Annotated in this window: 20 protein-coding genes; 4 read left to right on the forward strand and 16 right to left on the reverse strand. The window is 67.8% G+C overall.

Features of this window, described 5'->3' with window-relative positions; all coding sequences use genetic code 11:
* Window positions 1-98 precede the first annotated feature (98 nt).
* Entirely contained in the window at window positions 99-980 is an 882-nt protein-coding gene (locus tag Aple_RS13490; protein WP_246264433.1) for a DMT family transporter, read from the forward strand.
* On the opposite strand, the gene Aple_RS13495 is transcribed toward Aple_RS13490, so the two are convergent.
* The 3 genes from Aple_RS13495 to Aple_RS13505 are packed head-to-tail and all read right to left on the reverse strand — an operon-like array spanning window position 975 to window position 4,686.
* Window positions 975-3,227, reverse strand: a complete 2,253-nt coding sequence (locus Aple_RS13495) for a xanthine dehydrogenase family protein molybdopterin-binding subunit (RefSeq protein ID WP_155344888.1) — start codon at window positions 3,225-3,227, stop codon at window positions 975-977. The two genes, Aple_RS13490 and Aple_RS13495, sit on opposite strands and share 6 nt — an antisense overlap.
* Window positions 3,224-4,216, reverse strand: coding sequence for an FAD binding domain-containing protein (locus Aple_RS13500; protein ID WP_155344889.1), 993 nt, complete (start codon window positions 4,214-4,216; stop codon window positions 3,224-3,226). Before Aple_RS13500 ends, Aple_RS13495 begins: the two co-directional genes overlap by 4 nt.
* Complete coding sequence (locus Aple_RS13505; protein ID WP_174889821.1) at window positions 4,213-4,686, reverse strand: 2Fe-2S iron-sulfur cluster-binding protein; 474 nt, start codon at window positions 4,684-4,686, stop codon at window positions 4,213-4,215. Before Aple_RS13505 ends, Aple_RS13500 begins: the two co-directional genes overlap by 4 nt.
* A 126-nt stretch (window positions 4,687-4,812) precedes the next feature.
* On the opposite strand from Aple_RS13505, the gene Aple_RS13510 reads away from it, so the two are divergent.
* A complete protein-coding gene (locus Aple_RS13510; RefSeq protein ID WP_155344891.1) occupies window positions 4,813-5,457 on the forward strand; it encodes a TetR/AcrR family transcriptional regulator in 645 nt (214 codons plus the stop codon).
* Here Aple_RS13510 and Aple_RS13515 read toward each other — a convergent pair.
* From Aple_RS13515 to Aple_RS13575, 13 genes are all read right to left on the reverse strand, one after another.
* Window positions 5,454-6,116, reverse strand: coding sequence for a potassium channel family protein (locus tag Aple_RS13515; protein ID WP_155344892.1), 663 nt, complete (start codon window positions 6,114-6,116; stop codon window positions 5,454-5,456). The genes Aple_RS13510 and Aple_RS13515 overlap by 4 nt on opposite strands.
* Window positions 6,109-7,467 (reverse strand): TrkH family potassium uptake protein, encoded by a 1,359-nt coding sequence (locus Aple_RS13520; protein ID WP_344317388.1) that lies wholly within the window; start codon window positions 7,465-7,467, stop codon window positions 6,109-6,111. Before Aple_RS13520 ends, Aple_RS13515 begins: the two co-directional genes overlap by 8 nt.
* A 100-nt stretch (window positions 7,468-7,567) precedes the next feature.
* A complete protein-coding gene (locus Aple_RS13525; RefSeq protein ID WP_155344894.1) occupies window positions 7,568-7,930 on the reverse strand; it encodes a fluoride efflux transporter FluC in 363 nt (120 codons plus the stop codon).
* Entirely contained in the window at window positions 7,927-8,373 is a 447-nt protein-coding gene (locus Aple_RS13530; RefSeq protein WP_155344895.1) for a FluC/FEX family fluoride channel, read from the reverse strand. Before Aple_RS13530 ends, Aple_RS13525 begins: the two co-directional genes overlap by 4 nt.
* Window positions 8,374-8,389: 16 nt before the next feature.
* Entirely contained in the window at window positions 8,390-9,484 is a 1,095-nt protein-coding gene (gene manA / locus Aple_RS13535; protein ID WP_155344896.1) for a mannose-6-phosphate isomerase, class I, read from the reverse strand.
* Window positions 9,485-9,508: 24 nt separating this feature from the next.
* A complete protein-coding gene (locus tag Aple_RS13540) occupies window positions 9,509-11,452 on the reverse strand; it encodes a cellulase family glycosylhydrolase (RefSeq protein ID WP_155344897.1) in 1,944 nt (647 codons plus the stop codon).
* Window positions 11,453-11,463: 11 nt separating this feature from the next.
* Window positions 11,464-12,420, reverse strand: coding sequence for an ROK family protein (locus Aple_RS13545; RefSeq protein WP_155344898.1), 957 nt, complete (start codon window positions 12,418-12,420; stop codon window positions 11,464-11,466).
* Between the two features lie 59 nt (window positions 12,421-12,479).
* Entirely contained in the window at window positions 12,480-14,882 is a 2,403-nt protein-coding gene (locus Aple_RS13550) for a glycoside hydrolase family 2 protein (protein ID WP_155345004.1), read from the reverse strand.
* 5 nt (window positions 14,883-14,887) lie between these two features.
* Complete coding sequence (locus Aple_RS13555; RefSeq protein WP_155345005.1) at window positions 14,888-15,667, reverse strand: ABC transporter ATP-binding protein; 780 nt, start codon at window positions 15,665-15,667, stop codon at window positions 14,888-14,890.
* Window positions 15,667-16,608 carry an ABC transporter ATP-binding protein gene (locus Aple_RS13560; protein ID WP_155344899.1) on the reverse strand — a complete coding sequence of 314 codons (942 nt, stop codon included), beginning with the start codon at window positions 16,606-16,608 and terminating at the stop codon, window positions 15,667-15,669. The genes Aple_RS13555 and Aple_RS13560 overlap by 1 nt, the downstream gene beginning before the upstream one ends.
* Window positions 16,609-17,514 (reverse strand): ABC transporter permease, encoded by a 906-nt coding sequence (locus tag Aple_RS13565; RefSeq protein WP_155344900.1) that lies wholly within the window; start codon window positions 17,512-17,514, stop codon window positions 16,609-16,611.
* The gene (locus Aple_RS13570) at window positions 17,511-18,506 is read right to left on the reverse strand and encodes an ABC transporter permease (RefSeq protein WP_155344901.1); all 996 of its coding nucleotides are present in this window, start codon (window positions 18,504-18,506) and stop codon (window positions 17,511-17,513) included. Before Aple_RS13570 ends, Aple_RS13565 begins: the two co-directional genes overlap by 4 nt.
* A gap of 89 nt (window positions 18,507-18,595) precedes the next feature.
* Window positions 18,596-20,350, reverse strand: coding sequence for an ABC transporter substrate-binding protein (locus tag Aple_RS13575; RefSeq protein ID WP_155344902.1), 1,755 nt, complete (start codon window positions 20,348-20,350; stop codon window positions 18,596-18,598).
* Window positions 20,351-20,704: 354 nt separating this feature from the next.
* On the opposite strand from Aple_RS13575, the gene Aple_RS13580 reads away from it, so the two are divergent.
* A complete protein-coding gene (locus Aple_RS13580; protein WP_155344903.1) occupies window positions 20,705-21,715 on the forward strand; it encodes a LacI family DNA-binding transcriptional regulator in 1,011 nt (336 codons plus the stop codon).
* 121 nt (window positions 21,716-21,836) lie between these two features.
* Entirely contained in the window at window positions 21,837-23,204 is a 1,368-nt protein-coding gene (locus Aple_RS13585) for an LCP family protein (RefSeq protein ID WP_155344904.1), read from the forward strand.
* The last annotated feature ends 32 nt before the right edge of the window (window positions 23,205-23,236 follow it).

A 23,236-nucleotide genomic window follows, 5' to 3' on the forward strand; every position in this document is an offset into this window, starting at 1 on the left:
GCGTCCCGGCGCACGGGCGGATTCGCGGCGAGGTGCGCACAAATAGAGGTCCGAATATTGCGGTGCTCACCGACATGTCCGGCACCTATCGTCGGGGGGTGACTGAGACCGTGGCGATGGTGGACCGGCGGGCGCTGGCCGCCGTCGGGGTCACCCTGGTGTTGTGGGCTTCGGCCTTCGTGTCCATCCGCAGCGCGGTGGCGTTCTACTCGCCCGGCGCGCTCGCGCTCGGGAGGCTGCTCGCCGGTTCGGCGGCGCTGGTGGTCATCCTGCTGTTACGCGGCGAGCGGCTGCCGCCGAGGGCAGCCTGGCCGGGGATCGTGGTGTCCGGAGTGCTCTGGTTCGGGGTCTACATGGTGGCCCTCAACTGGGGCGAGCAGGAGGTCGACGCGGGCACGGCGGCGATGCTCGTCAACATCGGGCCGATCGTCATCGCGCTGCTGTCCGGCTTCCTGCTGAAGGAGGGCTTCCCGCGCCCGCTGCTGATCGGCCTGGCGGTCTCGTTCGGCGGGGCGCTCCTGGTCGGCTATTCGATGTCCGGCGCGGGTTCGTCCTCGGTTCTCGGCGTCGTGCTGTGCGTGGTGGCCGCCGTCTCGTACGCCATCGCGATCGTCGCCCAGAAGCCCGCGCTGGCGCACGCGTCCGCGCTGCAGGTGACCACGTTCGGCTGCGTGATCGGGGCGGTCATCTGCCTGCCGTTCGCCGGTCAACTGATCGATCAGGTCGGCTCCGCGCCGCTACCGGCTACGCTCAACCTGCTCTATCTGGGCGTGTTCCCGACCGCGCTGGCCTTCACCACCTGGGCGTACGCGCTGGCCAGGACCACCGCGGGCAAACTGGGCGCCACCACCTACGTGGTGCCCGCGATGGTCGTGCTGATGTCCTGGGCGTTCCTAGCCGAGGTGCCCGGCTGGCTCACCCTCGCCGGGGGCGCCCTCTGCCTGGTCGGGGTCGCGATCTCGCGCAGGCGGCCGTCATAGCAGTTTGTCCAGGGTGATCGGCAGGTCGCGGATTCGTTTGCCGGTGGCGTGGTAGACGGCGTTGGCGATCGCGCCGGCGACGCCGACGATGCCGACCTCGCCGATGCCGAGCAGGCCAAGTGGCATGGTCGGGTCGGGATCGTCCAGGTAGCGCACGTCGATCGAGGGGATGTCCGCGTGCACGGGCACGTGATATTCCGCCAAGCCGGCGTTCATGATCCGGCCGTTGCGCGGGTCGACCTGGGTCTCCTCGGCCAGGGCCATGCCGATGCCCATCACGATGCCGCCGCGCAGCTGGCTGGCCGCCGTCTTGGCGTTGATCACCTTGCCGACGTCGAAGACGCCCAGCCAGCGGGAGATCCGGATCTCGCCGGTGTCGGAGTCCACCCGCACCTCGCAGAACTGCGCGCCGCAGGCGGCCTTCACCCAGCGCCGCCGGTCCATCAGCAACTTGGACATGAACCTGACCTGGCCGGTGATCTCGCCGAGCCGGGTGTCGGAGCCGACCTGGGACTCGATCGAGGGGAGATCGGCTCGGCGCAGGATCTCCTGGTAGCTCTCACCCCGCGAACCGTCGTACAGACCGGCGTCTCTGGCCTGCACGTCCGCGAAGCGGCGGCCGCGCAGGGGAGAGCCCGGCGTCTTCCTCGCCACCGAGAACACCGAACGCCTGAGCTTCTCGCAGGCGGTGATCAGGCTGGCGGCGATGCTCGCCGTCTGCCCGGAACCTCCGGCACTGGGTCCTGTGGGCAGGGCGGTGTCGCCGTACTCCATGGTGATCGCCCCCAGCGGCACGCCCAGGGCGTCGGCCGCGATCTGCGCCTGGGCGGTCGATGTGCCCATGCCCATCTCGTGGAAGCCGCAGCGGATCAGAACGGTTCCGTCGGCCGACAGGCGTACTGTCACGTTGGCCTGGAACTGCCAGGCCGGGTGGTACGCGGAGGCGACACCCATGCCGATCAGCCACTTGCCGTCCCGCATGGAGCCGGGTTCCGGCGAACGTTCGCCCCAGCCGAACTCCTTGGCGCCTACTTCGTAACATTCGAGCAGCATGCGGTGAGCGAACGCCTTGCCGTCGATCGGGTTGCGGGCGGGCTCGTTGCGGGCGCGCAGTTCGATGGGGTCCATGCCCAGCTTGTACGCGAGCTCGTCCACCGTGGCTTCGAGCGCGAACGAGCCGATCGACTCGCCGGGGGCGCGCATGACCGTGTTGGAGAGCGCGTCCAGCTCGACCAGGTTCTGCTGGACCTGGATGTTCGCGGCATCGTAGAGGTGGCGGGTCTGCGAGGTCACCTGCTCCGGGCCGCCGCCGACCTTGCCGGTCTGGGTGATGCTGGTGTGGATGAGCGCGGTCATCGAGCCGCCGGCCTCCGCACCGATGGCCACCCGCTGGATCGACGGGGTGCGCCCGCCCACCGTGCGGTTGACTCCTTCCCTGGTCAGCATCAGCCGGACCGGCCGTCCCGTCACCTTCGCGGCGAGCACGGTGAGCACCGTGCCGGGCCACACCATGCCCTTACCGCCGAACGCGCCGCCGACGAACGGCGAGATCACCCGGATGTTCTGCTTGGGCACGTCGAACCGGACCGCCAGATGCCCCTGCGTCCACGCGACGTTCTGGCTGCCCTCGTGCACGATCAGCCGATCCTCGTCCCAGAACGCGGTGGTCGAATGGGGTTCGATCGCGTTGTGGTTGTGCCCCGGCGTCGTGTACCGCAGATCGAGCGAGAACGGCGCCGACGCCAGCGCCGCCTCGGGGTCGCCCTTCTTGGCTCCCCCCTCCGCGATCAAGCTGTTCTTCTGCGGCGTAGCGTTGCCTTCCTCGGCGGCGAAATCCACCGTGGCGGGAAGCTCGGCATACTCCACCTCGACCAGGTGCGCGGCCTCCCGCGCGGCTTCCAGCGTCTCGGCCACCACCACGGCGATCGGCTGCCCGTTCCAGTGGACTTCGTCGGTGTTCAGGTAGTTGACCGTCGTGCCGCTGGCGAGCGTGCTCAAATCCATCGGGGTCACCTTCGGCGCGGGCTTCATCGGCGGCGCGTTCTCGTGCGTGATCACCGCCAGCACGCCCGGCGTCTTCCGCGCCGCCGCCGAGTCGATCCGCGTGATCCGCCCGCGCGCGATCGTCGAGTGAACAAGAGCGGCATAAGCCACATTCGGGTACGGATACTCCGCCGAATACCGCGCCTCCCCCGTGACCTTGGCAGTGCCGTCAAGCCGATCGACCGGCTGTCCCACGTACGTCATGCCGCGCTCCCCTCCACGTGCAGCTGCCGCAGCGTCGCCGTGATCGCCCGCCTGGCCAGCTCGATCTTGAACGCGTTCTGGGACTGCGCCACCGCGCCCTCCAGCTCCGCGTCGGCGGCCAGCCGGAACCGCTCCTCCGTCGCCGGCGCGCCCATCAGCGCCCGCTCCGCCGCGTGCGCCCGCCACGGCCGGGCGGCCACCCCGCCCAGCGCCAGCCGGGCCTCGGTGATCACCCCGTCCCGGACCTCCAGCGCGGCCGCCACGCTGACCAGCGCGAACGCGTACGACGCCCGATCCCGCACCTTGCGATACCGCGACCGCGCGGCCACCGGAAGCTCGGGCAGCTCGATCGCGGTGATCAGCTCGTCGGCGGCGATCGCCGTCTCGTGCTGCGGGGAGTCCCCCGGCAGCATGTGGAAACCGACCAGCGGGAGCCGCCGCACCCCGCGCACGCTCTCCAGCTCGATCATGGCGTCCAGCGCGGCCAGCGCCACGCACATGTCCGAGGGATGCGTCGCCACGCAGTTGTCCGACGCGCCGAAGATGGCCGCGTTCCGGTTGAACCCGCCGATCGCGTCACAGCCCGCGCCCGGCTCGCGCTTGTTGCAGCGCGCGGCCAGATCCGCGAAATACGGGCAGCGGGTGCGCTGCAGCACGTTGCCGCCGACTGTGGCCATGTTCCTGAGCTGGCCGGACGCGCCGGTCAGGATCGCCTGGGCCAGCATCGGGTAGCGCGTGCGGATCACCCGATGGGCGGCGAGATGGCTGTTGCGGACCAGAGCGCCGATCCGCACTCCGCCGTCCGGAAGCTCCTCGACCCGGTCCAGCGGCAGCCGGGTAATGTCGATCACCGTGTCCGGGCGCTCGATGTTCTGCCGCATCAGATCCACCAGGTTGGTGCCGCCGCCGAGGAACTTGGCCCCCGGCTCGGCGATCGCGCGGACGGCGGTGGCCACGTCCTGCGCGCTCACGTAGGCGAAATCCTTCATCGGCTGCTCTCCTGGATCGCGGCCACGATGCCGTTGTACGCGCCGCAGCGGCACAGGTTTCCGCTCATGCGCTCCCGGATCTCCTCGGGCGTCAACTCGATCTGCTCGGCGGCCAGGTGGCCGGTCACCGCGCTGGGCGCGCCCGCCGCGTGCTCGGCCAGCATGCCGATGGCCGAACAGATCTGGCCCGAGGTGCAGTAACCGCACTGGAAGCCGTCGTGGCGGACGAACGACTGCTGGATCGGGTCCTCGACTCCCTCGATCGTGGTGATGTCGCGGTCGGCGTACTGCACGGCCAACGCCAGGCAGGAGCTGATGCGCTCGCCGTCCACCAGCACCGTGCACGCGCCGCAGGCACCCTGATCGCAGCCTTTCTTGGTCCCGGTCAAGCCGAGATGTTCCCGCAACGCGTCCAGCAGACTCACCCGCGGCTCGAGGTCGAGCTTCTCTATCGAGCCGTTCACCCGCATCCGTACGTCGACCACGACGCCCTCCCGATCGGTATGTCCCTTCTGCCGGACGCTAACAGAACACTGCTCTCTTAACAAGACGTAAAAGAACGGTCGTCTTTTAGTTGACTGTATGCTTGCGATGACATGGCACAGGTGACATTCATCCGGGCACGCCGCCCGGAGCAGAAGCAACTCCGGCGCGAGGCGATCCTCGCCGCCGCGCGCGAGCTGGCCCTGGAGGTGGGGGTCCAGCATGTGAGCCTGGGCAGCGTGGCGGCGGCCGTGGGTCTGGCCAAGTCCAATGTGGTGCGATATTTCGGGACTCGCGAGGAGATCTATCTCGAACTCGCGGCCGAGGCCTGGCAGGAGTGGGCGGACGCCGCGACTCCGCTGCTGCGCGCCGGCGGCGACCCGATCATGGTGCTCACCGAGACCCTGGACGCCCGCCGTCTCTTCTGCGACCTGCTCAGCCAGACCTCCACGACCCTGGAACACAACGTCTCGGTCGACGCGGCCCGCGCGTTCAAGCTGGTCGTGATCCGGGTCATCGCCGAACTCGGCGCCGAGGTGGGCGCCGCCCATCCCGACCTGACCGAGAGCGAGGGCACCGAACTGGTGATGGCCGCCAGCGCCCTCGCCGGGACCCTCTACCCGGTCGTGAACCCCTCCCCGATCATGACCGAGCTCTACGCCCAGGAGCCGGAGATCGCCGCCACCTGCCCCCAGATGATCCCGACCATGGTCCGGACCCTCTCCGCGATCGCGATGGGCCTGCCCCGCCTGCGTTAGGGAAGTTCGGCGAAACGTTCGACGTCCTCGGTAGGGCCGGAGACGATGATGATGTCGCCGTAGGAGAGTTCGGTGTCGGCGGTGGCGTAGGTGAACCGCTCGTCGGGGCTCTTGACGGCCACGATCGTCACGCCGTACTTGCGGCGGAGGTTGGAGCTGCCCAGGGGGATGCCGACGTATTCCTTCGGCGGGTGCGTCTTGGCCAGCGCGAAACCCTCGTCCACCTGCATGAAGTCCAGCATCCTGCCGCTGACCAGGTGGGCGACCCGCTCGCCCATGTCGTGTTCGGGGAAGACGACATGGTGGGCGCCGATGCGGCGCAGGATCTGGCCGTGCTGGACGGTGACCGCCTTCGCCCAGATGTCGTTGATCTCCAGCTCGACCAGCAGCGACGCGGTCAGGATGCTGGCCTCCAGGTCACCGCCGATCGCCACCACCGCCCGGTAGAAGTCCGACACCCCGAGCTGCCTCAGGGCTTCCATGTCGGTGGAGTCGGCGGTGGCGATCTGGGTGATCTGCCCCGCCAGGCCCTGCACGACCTTCGGGCGCCTGTCGATGGCCAGCACCTCGGTGCCGCGCCGGGTGAGCTCCAGGGCCAGCGCGGTCCCGAACCGCCCCAGCCCGATCACGACGACCGGGTAGCTCGACTTCTCAGCCAACGATGACCCTCTCCTCGGGGAGTTCGAAGCGGCGGGTGCGCTCCTTGAGCGCCAGCGCGGACCCCAGCGTCAGCGGCCCGATCCGGCCGACGAACATCAGCACCGCCAGCAGCACATGCACGGCCATGGACGTGTCCGCGGTGATCCCGGTCGACAGCCCGTTCGTCGCGAACGCCGAAATCACCTCGAACAACACCCGATCCAGACTGTACGGCGTGAGCACCAGCAGCACATACGTGGAAACGGTCACCAGGGCCACCCCGACCAGGGTGATCGTCACCGCCTGCCGCTGGGTGGCCTCCGCCAGCCGCCGATGCCCCACGTTGACCTTGTTCTCGCCGCGCAGCTCGGCCCAGATGATGAAGGCGAGCAGCCCGAACGTGGTCACCTTGATCCCGCCGGCGGTGCTGGCGCTGCCGCCGCCGATGAACATCAGCACGTCGGTGACCAGCATGCTGGACGGGTTCATGGCCGCGATGTCGACCGTGTTGAACCCGCCGGAGCGTGGCATCACGGCGGCGAAGAAGCTGGCCATCAGCTTGCCGGGGTCGTCAAGCGCGCCCATGGTCCTGGTGTTGTTCCACTCGGTGGCCAGGTAGATGAGCGTGGCTGAGGCGATCAGGATGACGCTGACGCCGACCGTGACCCGGGTCAGCACCGACCAGCGGCGGGGATGCCGCCAGGAGCGGGCCAGCTCGAACACGACGGGGAACCCGAGGCCGCCCGTGACGACCGCGATCGCGATGGGCAGGCAGATCCACGGATCGCTGACGAAGCCCATCAAGTTGTCAGGCCATAACGCGAATCCCGCGTTGTTGAACGCCGAGATCGCGTGGAATCCGCCCAGGTAGAGGGCGTCGCCGAATGACTCGTCATACCCGATCATGAAGCGGCCGGTGAGGAGGACGGCGGTGATCGCCTCGCCCGCCAGGGCGAACAGCACCACGTTGCGGACCACCCGCCGGACGTCGCTCATGCTCAGCGACTTGGTCTCGGTCTGCAGCGCGATCTTCGCCCGCAGGCCGAGCCGGCCCGCGAGCAGGACGGTGAACAGGGTGGCCAGGGTCATGATCCCCAGCCCGCCCACCTGGATGAGACCGGCGATCACCACCTCGCCGAACACCGACCAGTGCGTCGCGGTGTCCACCACCACGAGCCCGGTCACGCACACCGCCGACGTCGAGGTGAACAGCGCCGTCACCCAGTCCGCCGGCTCCCCCGTGGTGGTGGCCATCGGCAGGCTGAGCAACACCGACCCCAGCAGGATGGTGGCGCCGAACCCGGTAGCGACCACCTGCGTCGGATGATGGAACCGGTCAAGAAGAACAGACCCCCAACTGCGGCGTCTCACAACCGGATGCCCTTGCAACTCACGCTACAGAAGGTAGACCACATCTGGTGGGTTTAGGCACCTTTGATCATCACCGCCACCCGCCTTGGCTCGCAGCGGCTCAGCCTGTCAAGGCTTGGGCGATCATGAGGCCGAGGACTCCCGCACCGAGGCCGGCCACGATGCTCGCGGTGATGTTGGCGGCGGCGTAGAACCGGAAGCCCTCCTGGGTGAGGCGGAGGGTTTCGTAGCTGAAGGTCGAGTAGGTGGTGAGGGCGCCGCAGAAACCGGTGCCGACCAGAGCCGTCACCGGGCCGGAGGCGGGGAGGCCGACCACGAGGCCGAGCACGAATGAGCCGGCCACGTTGACCGCCATGGTGCCCCACGGGAAGACCGAATCATGGCGGGACTGGATGAACCGGTCGGTGAGGTAGCGCAGCGGTGCGCCGACCGCCGCACCGAGCACGACCAGCAGCGCGGTCACCGAACCAGCCAGGCAGTGAAGGTCATACCCGCCCAGGCGGCCAGGACCGAGCCCACCAGCGTCGCGGCCAGATAGATCAACGCGATATCGGCGGAACCCGCGATCATCGCCTGGTGGATGTCCAGGACATAGGTGGAGAAGGTGGTGTAACCACCCAGCACGCCGACCCCGAGGAACGGGCGCAGCAACTTCGCCGTCCACACCTCGGTGACCAGGACCATCAGGACGCCGATCAGCAGGCAGCCGGACACGTTCACCAGGAAGGTGGACCAGGGGAAGCCGCCGGGTGGGTGTGGGAGTGCCACGCTGATGCCGTACCGGCCGAGGGCGCCGAGCACGCCGCCGGCGGAGATGGCGGCGAGCACGGGGAACGGGGTCGGGCGCAGTTCGGCGCGCTCGGCGGGTACGTGGAGGTCGACGTCGGAGTCGATGGGTTCGCGCATTGCCCACCAGCATCGGTCACAGGCGGGGTTCCGCGCAAAACACCGTGCCGTTGCCGGAGAGTTCCAGGGCGCCGTCGGAGGCGGCGGCGAAGACGGCCTCCGCGGGGTGCAGTTTGAGCTCGTCCTGGGCGGCGTTTCGCACGCTTACGACGCCGTCCACGCAGATGAGGATGCGCGGCGTGCCGCCGGGGACGTGGTAGGCGTCGCCGGGGGTGAAGCGGCGGAGCTGGAACTCCGGTGACGGCGTGAGGTAGACGTCGGCCACCGGCTCGATGGCGGCGGGCTGCGCGGCGGGGTCGGTGATGCGGAGGAGCTCTTCGATGTCGATGGGCTTGGGGGTGAGCCCGGCCCGCAGCACGTTGTCGGAGCTGCCCATGATCTCCACGCCGAAGCCGTCGAGATAGCAGTGCAGCACGCCGGCGCCCAGGTAAAGAGCCTCGCCGGGGGCGAGTTGGTGGTGGCGCATCAGCAGCGGAGCCAGGACGGCGGGGTCGTTCGGGTACTGCTCGGCCAGCTGGGTGACCAGGTCGTGGTCAGCCGTCCGTACCAGATCCTGGACCAGGGCGGCACGCTCGTCGGCGGGCCAGCCGAGCAGGATGCGGAGGGCGGCGAGCACGTCGCCGGAGGCGAGGGCGTCGGCGACCGGGGTGAGGGCGGGCAGGCCGAGGGCGGCGACCAGGGTCGCGGCCTCGCCGGGCGGGCGGAACCCGGCGAGGGCGGAGAAGGGGGTGAGTGCGCAGATCATCTCGGGCTTGGGCCACGGATCGGCGTAGTTGTGGTCGCCCCGGAGGAAGCCTTCCGCGGCCTGCTCCAGCGACGGGTGGACCTGCATGGAGAGCGCCCGATCCACCGCGATCAACTTCAGCAGGTACGGCAACCGCTCCCCGAACCGCTCGATCACGGCAGCCCCGAGCTCGGCCACCGGATCCGCGGCGATGACGTCGTGCAACGCCCGCTGCGACCCGTCGCGCGGCAGCAACGACGGGCCGGAGGGATGGGCGCCGAGCCACATCTCCGCCTCGGGACCAGCCGCGGACCGCCCGGTCAGCGCGGCGATGGCCGTGCGGGAGCCCCAGGCATAGTCCTTGATCGGGTTGGTCAGCAGGTCCACGTGGCGTCCTTCGATCTAGAGCGGCTATTCAGCCCTAATGTTGTCAATGTCAAACGAACCTGGGCTAATCCACAGGAACATTCCCCGCACATCGGCGAGGTCCTCCAGTGAACAGGACATGGCCGAGGTGAGATCGATCTCCACGGGAACGACACTGTCCTGATTGGCCCAGGTGAAGGTGGACTGGCACCAGGTGAATCCTGGCCCGAACTGCAGGGCCACCGCCACCGACGTGCCCGCGGGACCGGTCTTCAGGTCCCACTTGAACTGCGACTTGTTGGCCAGGTTCACCGGTTCCGGGAATGTCGCCCCGAACCAGGCGCCGGTGGAGTTGATCCGGAGGCCGGAGACACCGTCGGTCGCGTACGCCGAGGTCTGCTCGACCGACCCCGCGTCGGGCTGCCAGTTGCCGGGAGCCCAGCCCTGCACGCCGTCCTCGAAGGAGAACAGCTTGATCGCGCCGGTCGGGTCGGGCTTCACGGTCACGGTGATGTTGGCCACGTTGGAGGTGCGCCCGGCCGCATCCTTGATCGTGTAGTGCGCGGTGGCGCGCCCGGCGAACTCGGCCGGAGGCGTGTATGAGACCTTGCCGTCGACCAGCGTGAAGTCCCCGGAACTGGTCTGCCGCCCAGCCGTAGCCGGATCCAGGTCGATCGTGCTGGCCTTCACATATGTCCGGTATGCGATGTCGTTGGCGGCCACGTCCAGGGTCGCCCCGGTGCCGAACTCGACAGTCGTGGCATCGTGATCGGCGACCGGCGGCAGGGAACGCTGCCCAAATGCGAGTTCGGTCCCCGCGTTGGTCAGCGTCTGGCAGACCGGCGACGGGCAGTAGACCGTGAAGCCGTCGTAGTCCGGATAAAGCGTGTTGTCGTCCTGGATGCCGGACAGGATCCAGTACAGCCAGCCGGTGCCGCCGGACGACCGCACCGCCTCGGTCCACTCTTGGTAGACGACGTTGCGGGTGGCCTTGTCGCGCAGGCCGAACTCGCCCAGCAGCGATGGCTTGCCGAGCTGGCGGGCCTTCTGGATGTGGCTTCTGATCCACTCGGTGCCCCAGGCGGCGTCCTTCAGCCAGCCGTCCGGGTAGAGGTGGAAGGACATCACGTCCACGGCGGGCAACTTGGTCAGCGCGGTGTTGTCGACGCCCTCGCCGCAGTTGATCGTCCAGTCCGAGCTGGTGGGGTCGGTGCAGCGGAAGCCCTCATCGCCGACGCCGACCAGGTGTTTGGCGTCCTTGGACTTGATGAACCTGGTCATCTCGTCGGCCCAGGTGGTGAGGGTCTGCGGGGTGCAGGTGGGCGACGGCGGGTAGAGGCCGGAGCCCTTGCAGCGCGGCTCGTTGCCGAGTTCCCACATCATGACCGTGGGGTCGTCCTTGTATTTGACGCCGGTCAGCGTGTTGGTGCGGTTGAGGACGTGGTCGATCCAGTCCTTGTACCAGCCGCGGATGGTGGGGTCGGTGTAGAAGTCGTCGTGGTTGTCCAGGCCGGCCCAGCGGACGTACTGGTCGATGCCGCCGAAGTCCGCCCAGTTGTTGGTGAACGGGATGATCAGCTTGATGCCGCTCTGCCGGGCCTTGTAGAGCACGTAGTCGAGGCGTTCCAGGCCGTCCGCGCCGTCGTTGTAGGCGGGGCGGGTGCCGTTCCAGTACTGGAAGTAGACGCCGTCGGCCTTGCCGGCGACCGAGTTGGTGCCGTCCTGGTTGCCGATGTCGAGCCAGCCCCAGGTGCGGATGACGTTGAACTTGGCGGCGGCGGCGTCGGCGAAGACGTCGTCGGTCATCAGGCGTGATTTGTAGTGCAAGTAGTAATTGTTCGTTCCCGAGAAGTGGAACTTCTTGCCGTTCAGCACCAGGTCAGCGCCCTGGCGTTTGACGAAGCCGTCGTTCTGGTGCGTCGCTGCGGCCGCTGGGGTGGCGATCAAGGCCGCCGATAACGCCATGGTCAGGATGGCGGTGAATCTCACGGGTTGCTCCTTCAGGATGGTCGATCCCCGAGAACGAGGGCGGCGGCGCCGTACAGGCCGGCGTCGCGGCCGAGTGAGGTGGCGTCCACGCGCAGGCGGTGCAGGAAGCCCAGGCCCGCCTGGCGCGCGATGGCCTGGCGCAGTGGGACCAACAGGGTCGGGCCCGCCGCGGCGACGCCACCGCCGATGACAACGTTGTCAATGTCAAAGAGGGCGGCGGCGGTGAGGATTGCCGTGCCGAGGGCGTCGGAGGCGCGCTGGAAGGCGAGCTTGGCCACGGGGATGCCGCGTTTGGCGTCGGCCGCCAGAGATCGCGCGTCAACCGCGCGCCCGGCCCAGAAGGCCGGTTCGACCGCCTGGCGCCAGCCGTTGTCCAGCGCCCAGCGCACCATGCTCGGCCCGCTGGCGATCGTCTCCACGCAGCCGCTCGCCCCGCACGGGCAGGCATCCCCATCCCGATCCACACTGATATGACCGATATGTCCGGCATTTCCGGTGGGGCCGAGGAAGGGCTGGCCGTCCACGACCATGCCGCCGCCGATCCCGGTGGAGACGACGATGCCCAGCAAGGTCTTGTACGGCCCCGCGTCCGAGGCCCGCTTTCCGTACGAGCCCTGCCACCACTCCCCCAGCGCCATGCACTGCGCGTCCCCGGCCAGCCGCACCGGCAGCTCGGGCAGTAACTCGCTCACGGTCTTGACCAGCGGGAACTCCCGCCAGGACGGGATGTTGACCGGGCTGACCGTGCCGCCGAGCACGTCCAGCGGCCCGGCCGACCCGATGCCCACCCCGGTCAGCCCCGACTCCCCGGTCAGCCCGGGCACCGCGATCCGGCCGACCAGTTCGGCCAGCGTCGCGGTCGCGTCCGGGCCCACCGGCAGTTCCAGCCTGGCGGTGATCACCCCGGTGGGCTCCACCATGGCCGCCGCGAACTTCGTCCCACCAATGTCGATCGCCAGAACAGTCATGTTCCGTCCCTCCGTTAAGAGAACTTTTCCGGAACCATCCCATATCGGGCGTTACGGCATCACACGTGGGCCTCGTTGACGCAGCGCAGCACCGGATAGGCGGTGAGCGCCTCCGGATCCACGTCTCCGGACACGTGGAAGGCAGCCGTCTCGCCGGGGAGCAGGGTGACGAGCTGGTCGTCCACGGTGGCGTCGGGTTCGAGCCGGTCGGGGAAGATCGCCAGCTCGCGGACGAGGGTCCTGGCGGTGACGGAGACCCGCAGCCCGCCGTCGGCCGGCTCGGTGCTCACCTCGAACTCGGCGGGCGGGAGATCGGTCGCCGGATCCTCGGTGAAGAAACGCAGCGCCCGGGCGTCACCCAGAACGGCGACCAGCAGTTCGCGGGCGGGTTCGGCGGCCGTCAGCGAACCGGGCAGGGGGATGGCGAGGGTGCCGCGCGCGGGCACGGTGACCGGGACGTGCTCCTTGGCGAGCGTCTCCCCGGCGATCGACTGCCGGACCACGGCGAGTTCCCCCGCCCACTCTTCGCCGGTGTCGTTGACCACGACGAGCACGTCGCCGTCCACCCCGTGTGCCGCCCCCACGGACGAGTCCTGAAATGTCAGCAATCGGTCGGCGAAGGCGCGGCGCATGCCGTACCAGAGGGGTTTGCGGCGGGCGTCGCCGTCGACGGCGGCCCAGGAGGTCACCGGCCAGCAGTCGTTGAGCTGCCAGACGATCGTGCCCATGCAGTACGGCGCCAGCGCCCGGAACCGCTCCACCCCGAACACCATCGCGCGTGCCTGGTTGAGCTGGGTGTAGTAGTGCCAGTCGTCGAAGTTCGACGGCTCCGGCAGATGCGAGCCCAGCCCGCGGAGCAGTTTCCCGTTGCCGTCCACGGCCTTCTGGTGGTGCATGACCCCCTTGGACGTGGGCGCCAGCGGCTCGTCGCTGACCGACCTGCGCAACGTCGCGTACGCCGGCGGCCCCTGGAACCCGAACTCCGCCACGAACCTCGGCTGGTAGGTCGCGTAGAACGTGTAGTCCTCCCGGTTCCACACCGTCCAGATATGCGTGGACCCATGCGCCGGATCGTTGGGCGCCGACTCGGGCGACCCGGAATAGGGGCTCCCCGGCCAGTACGGCCGCGTCGGATCCAGCTCCCGCACCACCCGGGGCAACAGCTCGTAGTAGAACCCGGAACCCCAGCTACGCGACTCCAGCTTCTCCTGCCAGCCCCAGTCCGCGTGGCCCTCGAGGTTCTCGTTGTTGCCGCACCACAACACCAGGCTCGGATGGTTGGCCAGCCGCGTCACCTGCTGCCGCGCCTCGGCCTCCACTTCGACCCGGAAGGGGCCTTCCTCCGGGTAGGCCGCGCAGGCGAACGGGAAGTCCTGCCACACCAGGATGCCGAGCGCGTCGGCCAGGGCGTAGAAGTCCTCGCTCTCGTAGAGCCCGCCGCCCCACACCCGCAAGGTGTTCGCCCCGGTTTCGACCGCCTGCTGGAACCGCTGCGCCAGCCGCTCGCGGGTCACCCGGTTGGGGAAGCAGTCATCGGGGATCCAGTTGAAGCCCTTCATGAAGACCGGCACGCCGTTGATGATGATCCGGAACGCGTCGGGTTCCAGTTCGACCGTGCGGAAACCGATCTCCTTCGTCCACACGTCGTCGCCGAGCTGCACGGTGAGCGGGTAGAGCGGCTGCTCGCCGTATCCGCGCGGCCACCACAGGTCGGGGTCCTGGACGGTGAGCGAGACCACTGCCGTGCGTTCGCCGGGCGCGAGCCGTACCTGCTCGGAGACGCCCGCGACGGACGCGGTCAGGGTGAGCGGGGCCTGGGTGGCGCGGTCGGCGGTGACGTGCACCTCGACCTGGCCGACGCCGTCGGCGACCGTGACCAGCGGGCGGACCTCGGCCAGCCGGGCGGTGCTCCAGGTGTGCAGGTAGATCGGCCGCCAGATGCCGGAGGTGACCACCGTCGGGCCCCAGTCCCAGCCGAAGTTGCAGGCCATCTTCCGGATGAACTGGTACGGCTGGCCGTACGCCCCCGGCCGGTCGCCGAGCGCGGCCCGCTGCCGCTCCGCATACGCGTACGGCGCCTCGAAGAGGATCTTCAGCGTGTTCCGGCCCTCCACGAGCAGGTGCTTCGCCGGAAACCGATAGGAACGATGCTGGTTCGCGGTCTGCCCGATCTGCACCCCGTTGAGGAGCACCGTAGCCACCGTGTCCAAGCCCTCGCAGACCAGATCGGCCCGCTCGTCCTCGGTCCCGTCCCAGCTGAACGCGGTCTCGTACGACCAGCCCGTCCGCCCGATCCAGGTCAGCCTGACCTCGTTGTCGTCCAGATAGGGATCGGCGATGATCCCCGCCGTCAACAGGTCGGTGTGCACGCATCCGGGCACCGTCGCCGGGAGTCCCGCCACGACCGGGCGTGACTGCCCGGTCGAGGAGACCGCCGTGACGGCCCAGCCTTCGTGCAACATCGTGATCACACGCCCTCCCACTTCCTGTGCAGTTGCGGCACCGAGGCGAGAAGCTTCCTGGTGTAGGCGTGCTCCGGCGTCTCGAATACCTTCTCCGTCGGGCCGTACTCGACGATCCTGCCCTGGTGCAGGACCACCGTTCGCTCGCTGATGTAGTTGCCGAGCGCGAGGTCGTGCGTGATGAACAGCACGCCGAGGCCGCGGGATTTCAGGTCGGCCAGCAGGTTGAGCACATCGATCCGGGTGGACGCGTCGAGCATGCTGGTGATCTCGTCAGCCACCAGCAGGTCGATGTCCAGCAGCAGGGCCCGCGCGATCAGCAGCCGCTGCAGCTGGCCGCCGCTGAGCTGGTGCGGGAACTTGTTCAGCACCTGACCGGCCTCCAGCCGGACGTCGTTGAGCGCGGAGGCCACCTTGTCCCGCCAGATCCGGTCCGGCTCCTTGGGGAAGTAGACCTCTTTGATCATGCTGAACACCCGGTCGGCTTTGAAGATCGGGTTGTACGAACTGAACGGGTCCTGGAACACGCCCTGGATCTTGCGGTAGTAGGCGCGCTTTTCCAGTTTGGTGATGTCGTCCCCGTCGACGGTGATCGTGCCCTTCTGAGCGGACATCAGCCGGAGCACCATCTTGCCGATCGTGCTCTTGCCGCTGCCGCTCTCCCCGATCAGCGAGACGACCTCGCCCCGGGCGACCTCGAAGCTCACCTCGTCCACGGCCGTCATGGTCTTGCCGCCGAAGGCGCCGACTCTGAAGACTTTCGAGACTTCCTGGAGTTTCAGCATCATGCCTTCCAGCACGCGACGAAGTGATCCTTCTCGACTTCGACGGCCGGGGGCTCCTCGCGGCACTTGTCGAAGGCGAGCGGGCAACGATCCTGGAACCGGCAGCCGACCGGCGGGTTGAGCAGCGAAGGCGGATTGCCGGGAATGCCGGTCAGCTTCTTCTCCGCGTACCGAACCCCGACCTCCGGCAGCGAGGAGATCAGCAGCTGCGTGTACGGATGCCGGGCCCGGTTCACAATCGTGTCGGCGGGGGCCTTCTCGGCGAGCTTGCCCGCGTACATCACCATGATCGTGTCGGCCAGCTGGTTGGTCAGCGAGATGTCATGGGTGATGAAGATCATGCTCTTCACGAAGCCCAGCTCGCGGAAGCCTTTCAGCGTGGTGACCACGGCCTTCTGGGTGGACACGTCCAGCGCCGAGGTGATCTCGTCGGCGATCAGCAGGGACGGGTTGAGCAGCGTGGAGATGACCATCACCATGCGCTGCTTCATCCCGCCGGACAGCTCCAGCGGATATTTGGTGAGCACCTCCCTGGAGAGTTCGACCAGGTCGAGCCGCCGGTGCAGCTCGTCGGTGTCCACCGTGACGCCACGCGAGTCGAGCAGCTCGCGGACCATCCGGCCGATCTTGCGGGTCGGGTTCATCGCGCTCATCGAGTACTGCGGGATGATCGACACCTCGGTGAACCGGAACGGGTTCATCTTGGCCGTGTCGCCGATCGGCAGGTTCTCGCCGTCGAGTTCGACCCGGCCGCCGACGAGTTTCATCCGGCCGTCCATCCGGATCAGCGCCTTGCCGAGCGTGGTCTTGCCACAGCCGGACTCCCCGGCCAGGCCGAGGATCTCGCCGTCCGCCACGGTGAAGCTGACCCCGTCCAGGGCCTTCACGTCGCCGCGAAGAGTCCGGTAATAGACCCTTAAGTCCTGCACAGTCAGGGCCATCTAGAGCTCCCTCAGCTTGGGGTTGAACACCTCGTCGAGGCCGACGTTCGCGACATAGAGGGCGCCCACGATGGCGGTGATCGCGGCGCCTGGCGGGATGAACCACCACCACATGCCCAGATGGAGCGCGCTCCACTGGTTGGCGTGGTTGAGCATCACGCCGAGCGACACGCCGTCGGTCGGGCCGAGGCCGATGAAGTCGAGGGAGGACGCGATCAGGATCGAGCTGCCGAACAGCAGGATGAACGTCATGAACAGGTAGGAGCTCATGTTCGGCGCGATCTCCCGCAGGATGATCCGGCCGGTGCGCACCCCGCTCAGCCGGGCCAGATCCACGAAGTCCCGGCTCCGCAGCGAGAACGTCTGCGCCCTGATCGCCCTGGCCACCCAGGGCCAGGAGGTGAGGCCGATGAACAGGGCCTGCATGCCGACGCTGCGGATGCCCAGGTAGGCGTTGATGATCAGCAGCACGGCCAGGGTCGGGATGACCAGGACCACGTTGGTGATCATGTTGAGGATCTCGTCGGCCAGGCCGCCCCGGTAGCCGGCCACGAACCCGATCACCATGCCGATGAGCGCGGCCAGGCCGCCGGCGAGCAGCCCGACCACGAAGGCGTTGCGCACGCCGTGCACGAACTGGGCCAGCACGTCCTGGCCGAAGGTGGTGGTGCCGAGCCAGTATTTGCCGTCCGGCGGCATCATGGGCTGGCCGACGTACTCCATCGGCGGTCGATCCACCAGGAACGGCCCGATGATGCCGATGAGGAGAAATATCGCGACAATGCCAGCGCCGAGCAGAAGCTTTCCGTTCCGTACGGCGAAGTAGAGGGCTTCCCGTCGCACGGTGACCGGCGGTGTGCCCGGATCCGGCCCGGTGATCGCGGTGATCGGATCGGTGGTGGTCATGTGGTCGCCCCTGCCATTCCCGCCCGGGTCCGCGGATCGACGATCACGTACACCACGTCGATCACGAAGTTGGCGATCAGCACGCCCAGGACGATGAACAGGAAGGTGCCCTGGAGGAGGAAGAAGTCCTGGTTCTGGATGGCCTTGAGGATCAGGCTGCCCAGACCCGGATAGGAGAACACGATCTCGGTGACCAGCGCGCCGGCCACCAGCACGCCCAGCTGCAGGGCCAGGCCGGTGATCTGCGGCAGGACGGCGTTGCGGAAGGCGTACCGCCGGATGAGCCGGTGCGGCGCGCCGAGCGCGGCCAGGTAGTTGGAGTAGTCGGCCTCAAGCTCGTAGATGATCATGTTCCGCATGCCGATCGCCCAGCCGCCCAGCGCCACCAGGAACAGCGACACGAACGGCAGTAGCCAGTGCTGGAACAGGCTCCCGACGAACTCCCACGACAGGTTCGGCTGCATCGCGAAGCTGTAGCCCCCGGCCACCGGCAACACCTGGAAGACGACCCCGAACCCCCAGCAGAGCAGGATCGCGATCCACATGTACGGCATCGCGGTCAGCACATACCCCACCGGAAGCACCGTGTTGTCAAGGATCTTGCGCCGGGCCGCGAGCGCGCCCGCCCAGTTCCCGACGAACCAGCTGAGCAGGATCGACGGGATCAGCAACCCCAGCGAGTACGGCACCGCGTCCATGATCACGTCGGCCACCGGCAGCGGGTACGCCCATATGCTGATGCCGAAATTTCCGGAGAACAGCGCGCCCCAGAAGTTGAAATACTGCGCCACGATCGGCTGATCGAAGCCAAAGAGATTGCTGTAGTACTGCTGCATCGCCGCCACGGCCTCCGGGTCGGAGATCCGCGCCCTGGCGACCATGCTCGCCACCGGATCACCCGGCATGAAGCGCGGGATCATCCAGTTCACGGTGACGGCGACGAAGAACGTGAGTGCGTAGATAAGCAGTTTCCGGCCGAAATATTGTCGCAAACCATCCTCCGGGGGATGTGTCCCCCAGCCTGGCCAGGCGGGGGATGCGGGCGGGCCGTGCGCGGCCCGCCCGATCCACTAGGTCCCGACTACGCGCCGGCGGGCTGGAGTTCGGTCAGCGTGAGCACGCCGCCCAGTTCGAGCCAGTTACGCCACATGGTGGGCGGCGTCTTGGGCGTGCCAGCGGCGTCGGACGGCCAGTTCTTCCAGACCGAGTTGCTGACCTGCGACCAGAGGCCGTTGTACCAGAGCGGGATGACCGGCATGTCCTCCAGCTGGATCTTCTGCAGCTGGGAGGTGATGGCCTTCATGCCCTCGACGTCGTCGGTCTTGGTGGCGTCGAGCCGGCCGACCAGGTCCCAGGCCTTCTCGTTCTCGTACCGGCCGAAGTTCACGGTGTTCTGGAGCTTCTGCACCGGCATGTTGAAGACGTAGTCGTAGTAGCGCTCCGGCGTGTTCGACAGCTGGCGCTCGTTGTTGATGAGCATGTCGAACTTGCCGGTGCTGCGCTGCTCGACCAGGGCGTTGTAGTCGGGGAACTCGGGGGTCAGGCTGATCCCGACGTCCTTGGCGCTGGTGGCAATGACCCGGATGGACTCCATCCAGTCGGTCCAGCCGGTCGGCACGATGATCTTCAGGTCGATCTTCGAGCCGTCCTTGTTGTTGACGAAGCCGTCGCCGTCGGTGTCCTTGTAGCCGGCGTCGGCCAATAGCTGCTTGGACTTGGCCGGGTCGTAGCTGAAGCCCATCGAGCCGGTCACGCTCTTGTCGACGTACTTGTCCCACTGGGGCAGCAGGCCGGTGGGGTCGGCGGGCTTGACCAGGTTGCCGTACACGTTCTCGACGATGCGCTTGGTGTCCACCGAGAAGGCCATGGCCTTGCGGAAGGCGGGGTCGTCCATCGGCTTCTTCTTGGTGTTCAGCACCAGCCAGGCCGTGTTGGCCGACAGCATGAACGGCGCGTCCGCGTAGTAGGTCGAGACGCCGAAGTTGCCCCTGACCAGGTTGGCCACGCCGGGCAGGAAGTTGTTGCTGAGGTCCAGGCCCTTCTGCAGCAGCAGACCCATCGCGACCTCGTTGCTGGAGTTCACGATGTCCACGATGTACTTGGGCTTGACGTCCTTGCCGAGGGCCTTGATCCCCCACCAGTCGTCACGCTTCACCCAGGACTGCCGGTCCTGGTCGTGGCTGTGGTAGTTGTACGGCCCGGTGCCGACCGGGTTCTCGTTGGCGAAGTCCACGACCTCTTCCGGCTTGACCGACTCCCAGATGTGCTTGGGCACGATCGCGCGCTGGTAGACGTGGTTGGCCCACTGCTGGTAGCGGGCCTCCTTGAAGGTGAACTTCACCGTCTGCGGGTCGACGACGTCGGCCGAGTCCAGGAACGTCCAGATGTTGTGGTACGGAACGGTCTCGATCTTGCCGAGCTCGAAGGTGAACTTGACGTCGTCGGCGGTCAGCGGCTTGCCGTCCGACCAGGTGATGCCGGAGCGGAGCTTCAGGGTGTATTCCTTGTCGCCCGTCCACTCACCGCTCTCGGCCAGCCAGGGCTGGAACTTGTCGGTGGTGGCGTCGTAGAGGAAGAGCGTCTCGTACAGCAGGCCCTTGGTTCCGGTGGCCGAGTCCCACTCGCGGAGCGGGTTCCAGTTGGCCGGCGGGCCCCACATCGTGCCGCTCGAGTAGAGCGTCTCGTTCCGGGGGAACGACTTGGAGTCTGCGGGAGCCGCCGCACTCGCCGCGGGGGCGGAACCTTGCGTCGATGGCGTCGTGTCTCCGCTCGAACAGGCGGCGGCAGCCAGGCCGACCACCATGAACGGGATCAGAAACCGAGTTCGGTTTCGCATCGTGTTGTCTCCTTCCTCCTCGCGGGTCAGACCGCGCGGAGGTCCGTACATCAGCAGGCCTAATCCCCGATGGATCGACCGTGAGAGGCGGTGCCTTCACCTCTCCTGGACCGTACGTGGGAGCGCTCCCACGTCAGCAAGCAGCACGCTCCCGGCCCCGAACAGCCTCCGCGTGTCGACTCCTTTCCCGTCGGTACGGGTGGCTGAACCGGATAAGTACCGTGACCGTAAAATCTGCATGACAGGGGTGTCAATAGGGGCGATATGAGGTGTGATGGCACCGAGACATTTGAAGTAAGGTGTGCCCTGTTCAAACAGGGACTAGACCGGTTCAGTGAACGTCAGGGTGGGTGTGTGAGAAGACCGACCATCGCGGACATCGCGCGGCAGGCGGGTGTGTCGAAGGGCGCGGTGTCGTATGCGTTGAACGGACAGCCCGGTGTGTCGGAGAGCACCCGGGCCCGGATCCTGGCGATCGCCGACGAGATCGGCTGGCGGCCGAACAGCGCCGCGCGCGCACTCAACGGCGCCCGCGCCAACGCGATCGGGCTCGCGCTGTGCCGCCCCGCCCGGATCCTCGGCATGGAACCGTTCTTCATGGAGTTGATCAGCGGTCTTGAGGCGGAGCTGTCGGCGCGGTCCTGCGCGCTGATGTTGCAGGTGGTCCGGGATCACGACGCCGAGATAGCGGTCTACCACCGCTGGTGGGGCGAGGGGCGGATCGACGGGGCGATCGTGGTCGACCTGCACATGGACGATCCGCGCGTCCCCGTGCTGGAGTCGCTCGGCATGCCGGCCGTGGTGGTCGGGGATCCGTCCGGGTCGGGGTCGCTGGTGTCGGTGTGGTCCGACGAACCGGCCGCGGTGCGGGAGACCGTGCAGTATCTGGCCGCGCTGGGGCACCGGCGGATCGCGCGGGTGGCCGGGCTGCCCAAGCTCATGCACACCGCGATCCGGGATCGGGCGTTCAGCGAGGCCGGGGCCGGGCTCGAATCGTGCGTGACCGTACACACCGACTACACCGGCGAGGAGGGCGCGCGCGCCACCCGCCGCCTGCTCAGCGCGCCCCACCGGCCGACCGCCATCGTCTACGACAACGACATCATGGCGGTGGCCGGCCTGTCGGTGGCCCAGGAGCTGCGACTGACCGTGCCAACCGACCTGTCCATCGTGGCGTGGGACGATTCCCCGCTGTCCCAGGTGGTACGCCCACCGCTGACTGCGCTGAGCCGCGACATCCCCGCCTATGGGGGACATGCCGCGCAACTGCTGCTGTCACTGATCGACGGCACCGAGGTGATGGCCCTGGAAGACCAGGCAGCACGCCTCAACCCCAGGGGAAGCACCGGTCCGCCCCCCGCCTAATTCACAACTTTTCCTGAATTTTCGGCGTCTAAGTGTGTGCTGGTGTTGTGGCTCGAATCTGGCGTTCAGGATCGGTCGCTACACTGCCGATTCTCGCCGACCCCCCTTCAGGAGTGAGCACGTGAGTGCTGTCGACGTGCGCCCGGTGCCGAAATGGCGGGCGTGGGTATGGGCATTCGTGGCCGCGGCTGTCGGCGTCCTGACCGGAGTGGTGACCTTCCTGGTCACCGGTGTCGTGACGCTCACCAGCAACGTGACCCGCCAGGTGGTCACCGAAGCGGACCTCGGCCCGCGCCCGGTGAAGATCGCCACCGAGGCGATGAACGTGCTGCTGGTGGGGTCGGACAAGAGGGACGGCGCCAACGCCCGCTACGGCAAGTTCGGCGGCGAGCGCACCGACACGATCATCCTCGCCCACGTCTCCCCCAAGCGGGACGGCGCGCTGCTGATCAGCTTCCCCCGCGACTCCCTGGTCGAGCTCCCCAACTGCCCGGCGCGCGCGGGCTTCCCCGGCCAGCGCGCACACATCGGCATGATCAACGAATCGTTCAACTCCGGCGGCATCGGCTGCACCTGGAAGACCATCGAGAGCCTCACCGGCATCCGGATCGACCACTTCGTGAAGGTCGACTTCACCGGCTTCAAGGAGATGGTGAACGCGCTGGGCGGCGTACCCATCTGCGTGCCGGCGCCTGGCATCGCCGACAAGAAGGCGCTGCTCACGCTGAGCGCCGGCCGGCACCTGCTCACCGGCGAGCAGTCGCTCGGCTACGTCCGCGCCCGCTACAGCCTGGGCGACGGCTCCGACATCGGGCGGATCCAGCGCCAGCAGATGTTCCTGGCCTCCATGGCCAAGAAGGCGATGAGCGGCGAAACCCTGACCGACCCGGCGCTGCTGTTCGACTTCCTCGACGCAGTCACTCGGTCGATCACCACCGATCCAGAACTTTCGGTCGGCGTCATGAAGGATCTCGCCCTCAGCGCGAAAGGCATCACCGCCGGTCAGATCAGGTTCGTGACCGCACCCTGGCGCTACTCGCTGAGTAGCCCCGGCCGGGTCGAATGGGTGCAGCCTCAGGCCGACCGCCTGTTCAAGATGGTCGCCTCCGACGCGGTCGCGCGCGACCTCACCACCGGCGAGCAGAAGATCCCCAAGTCCCAGGTCCACATCATCATCCAGAACGCCTCCGGCCGCGCCAGCCTCGGCTCGATCGCCGCCGCCAACCTGGAACAGCGCGGCTACCACATCGTCCGAGTCGAGCAGGCTCCCAAGTTCGCCGCGAAGACCGTGGTCAAATACACCCCCGTGGGCATGGCCCGCGCGTCCCGCCTGTTCCGCGAGATCCAGCAATCTACGACATTACGCATCGAATCCGGCACAACTCCGCGTGTGGTTCTGGTCCTCGGCGGCGACTGGCAGGGCTTAAAGCCGCCGAAGACTCTGGACGACATCGACAGCTTCGACGCAACTCACGACACGTGCGGTTGATCATCCAGGGGCAAGTGACACTACGCGATTAG

It is taken from the genome of Acrocarpospora pleiomorpha (assembly GCF_009687885.1).
In the GTDB taxonomy this organism is placed as follows: domain Bacteria; phylum Actinomycetota; class Actinomycetes; order Streptosporangiales; family Streptosporangiaceae; genus Acrocarpospora; species Acrocarpospora pleiomorpha.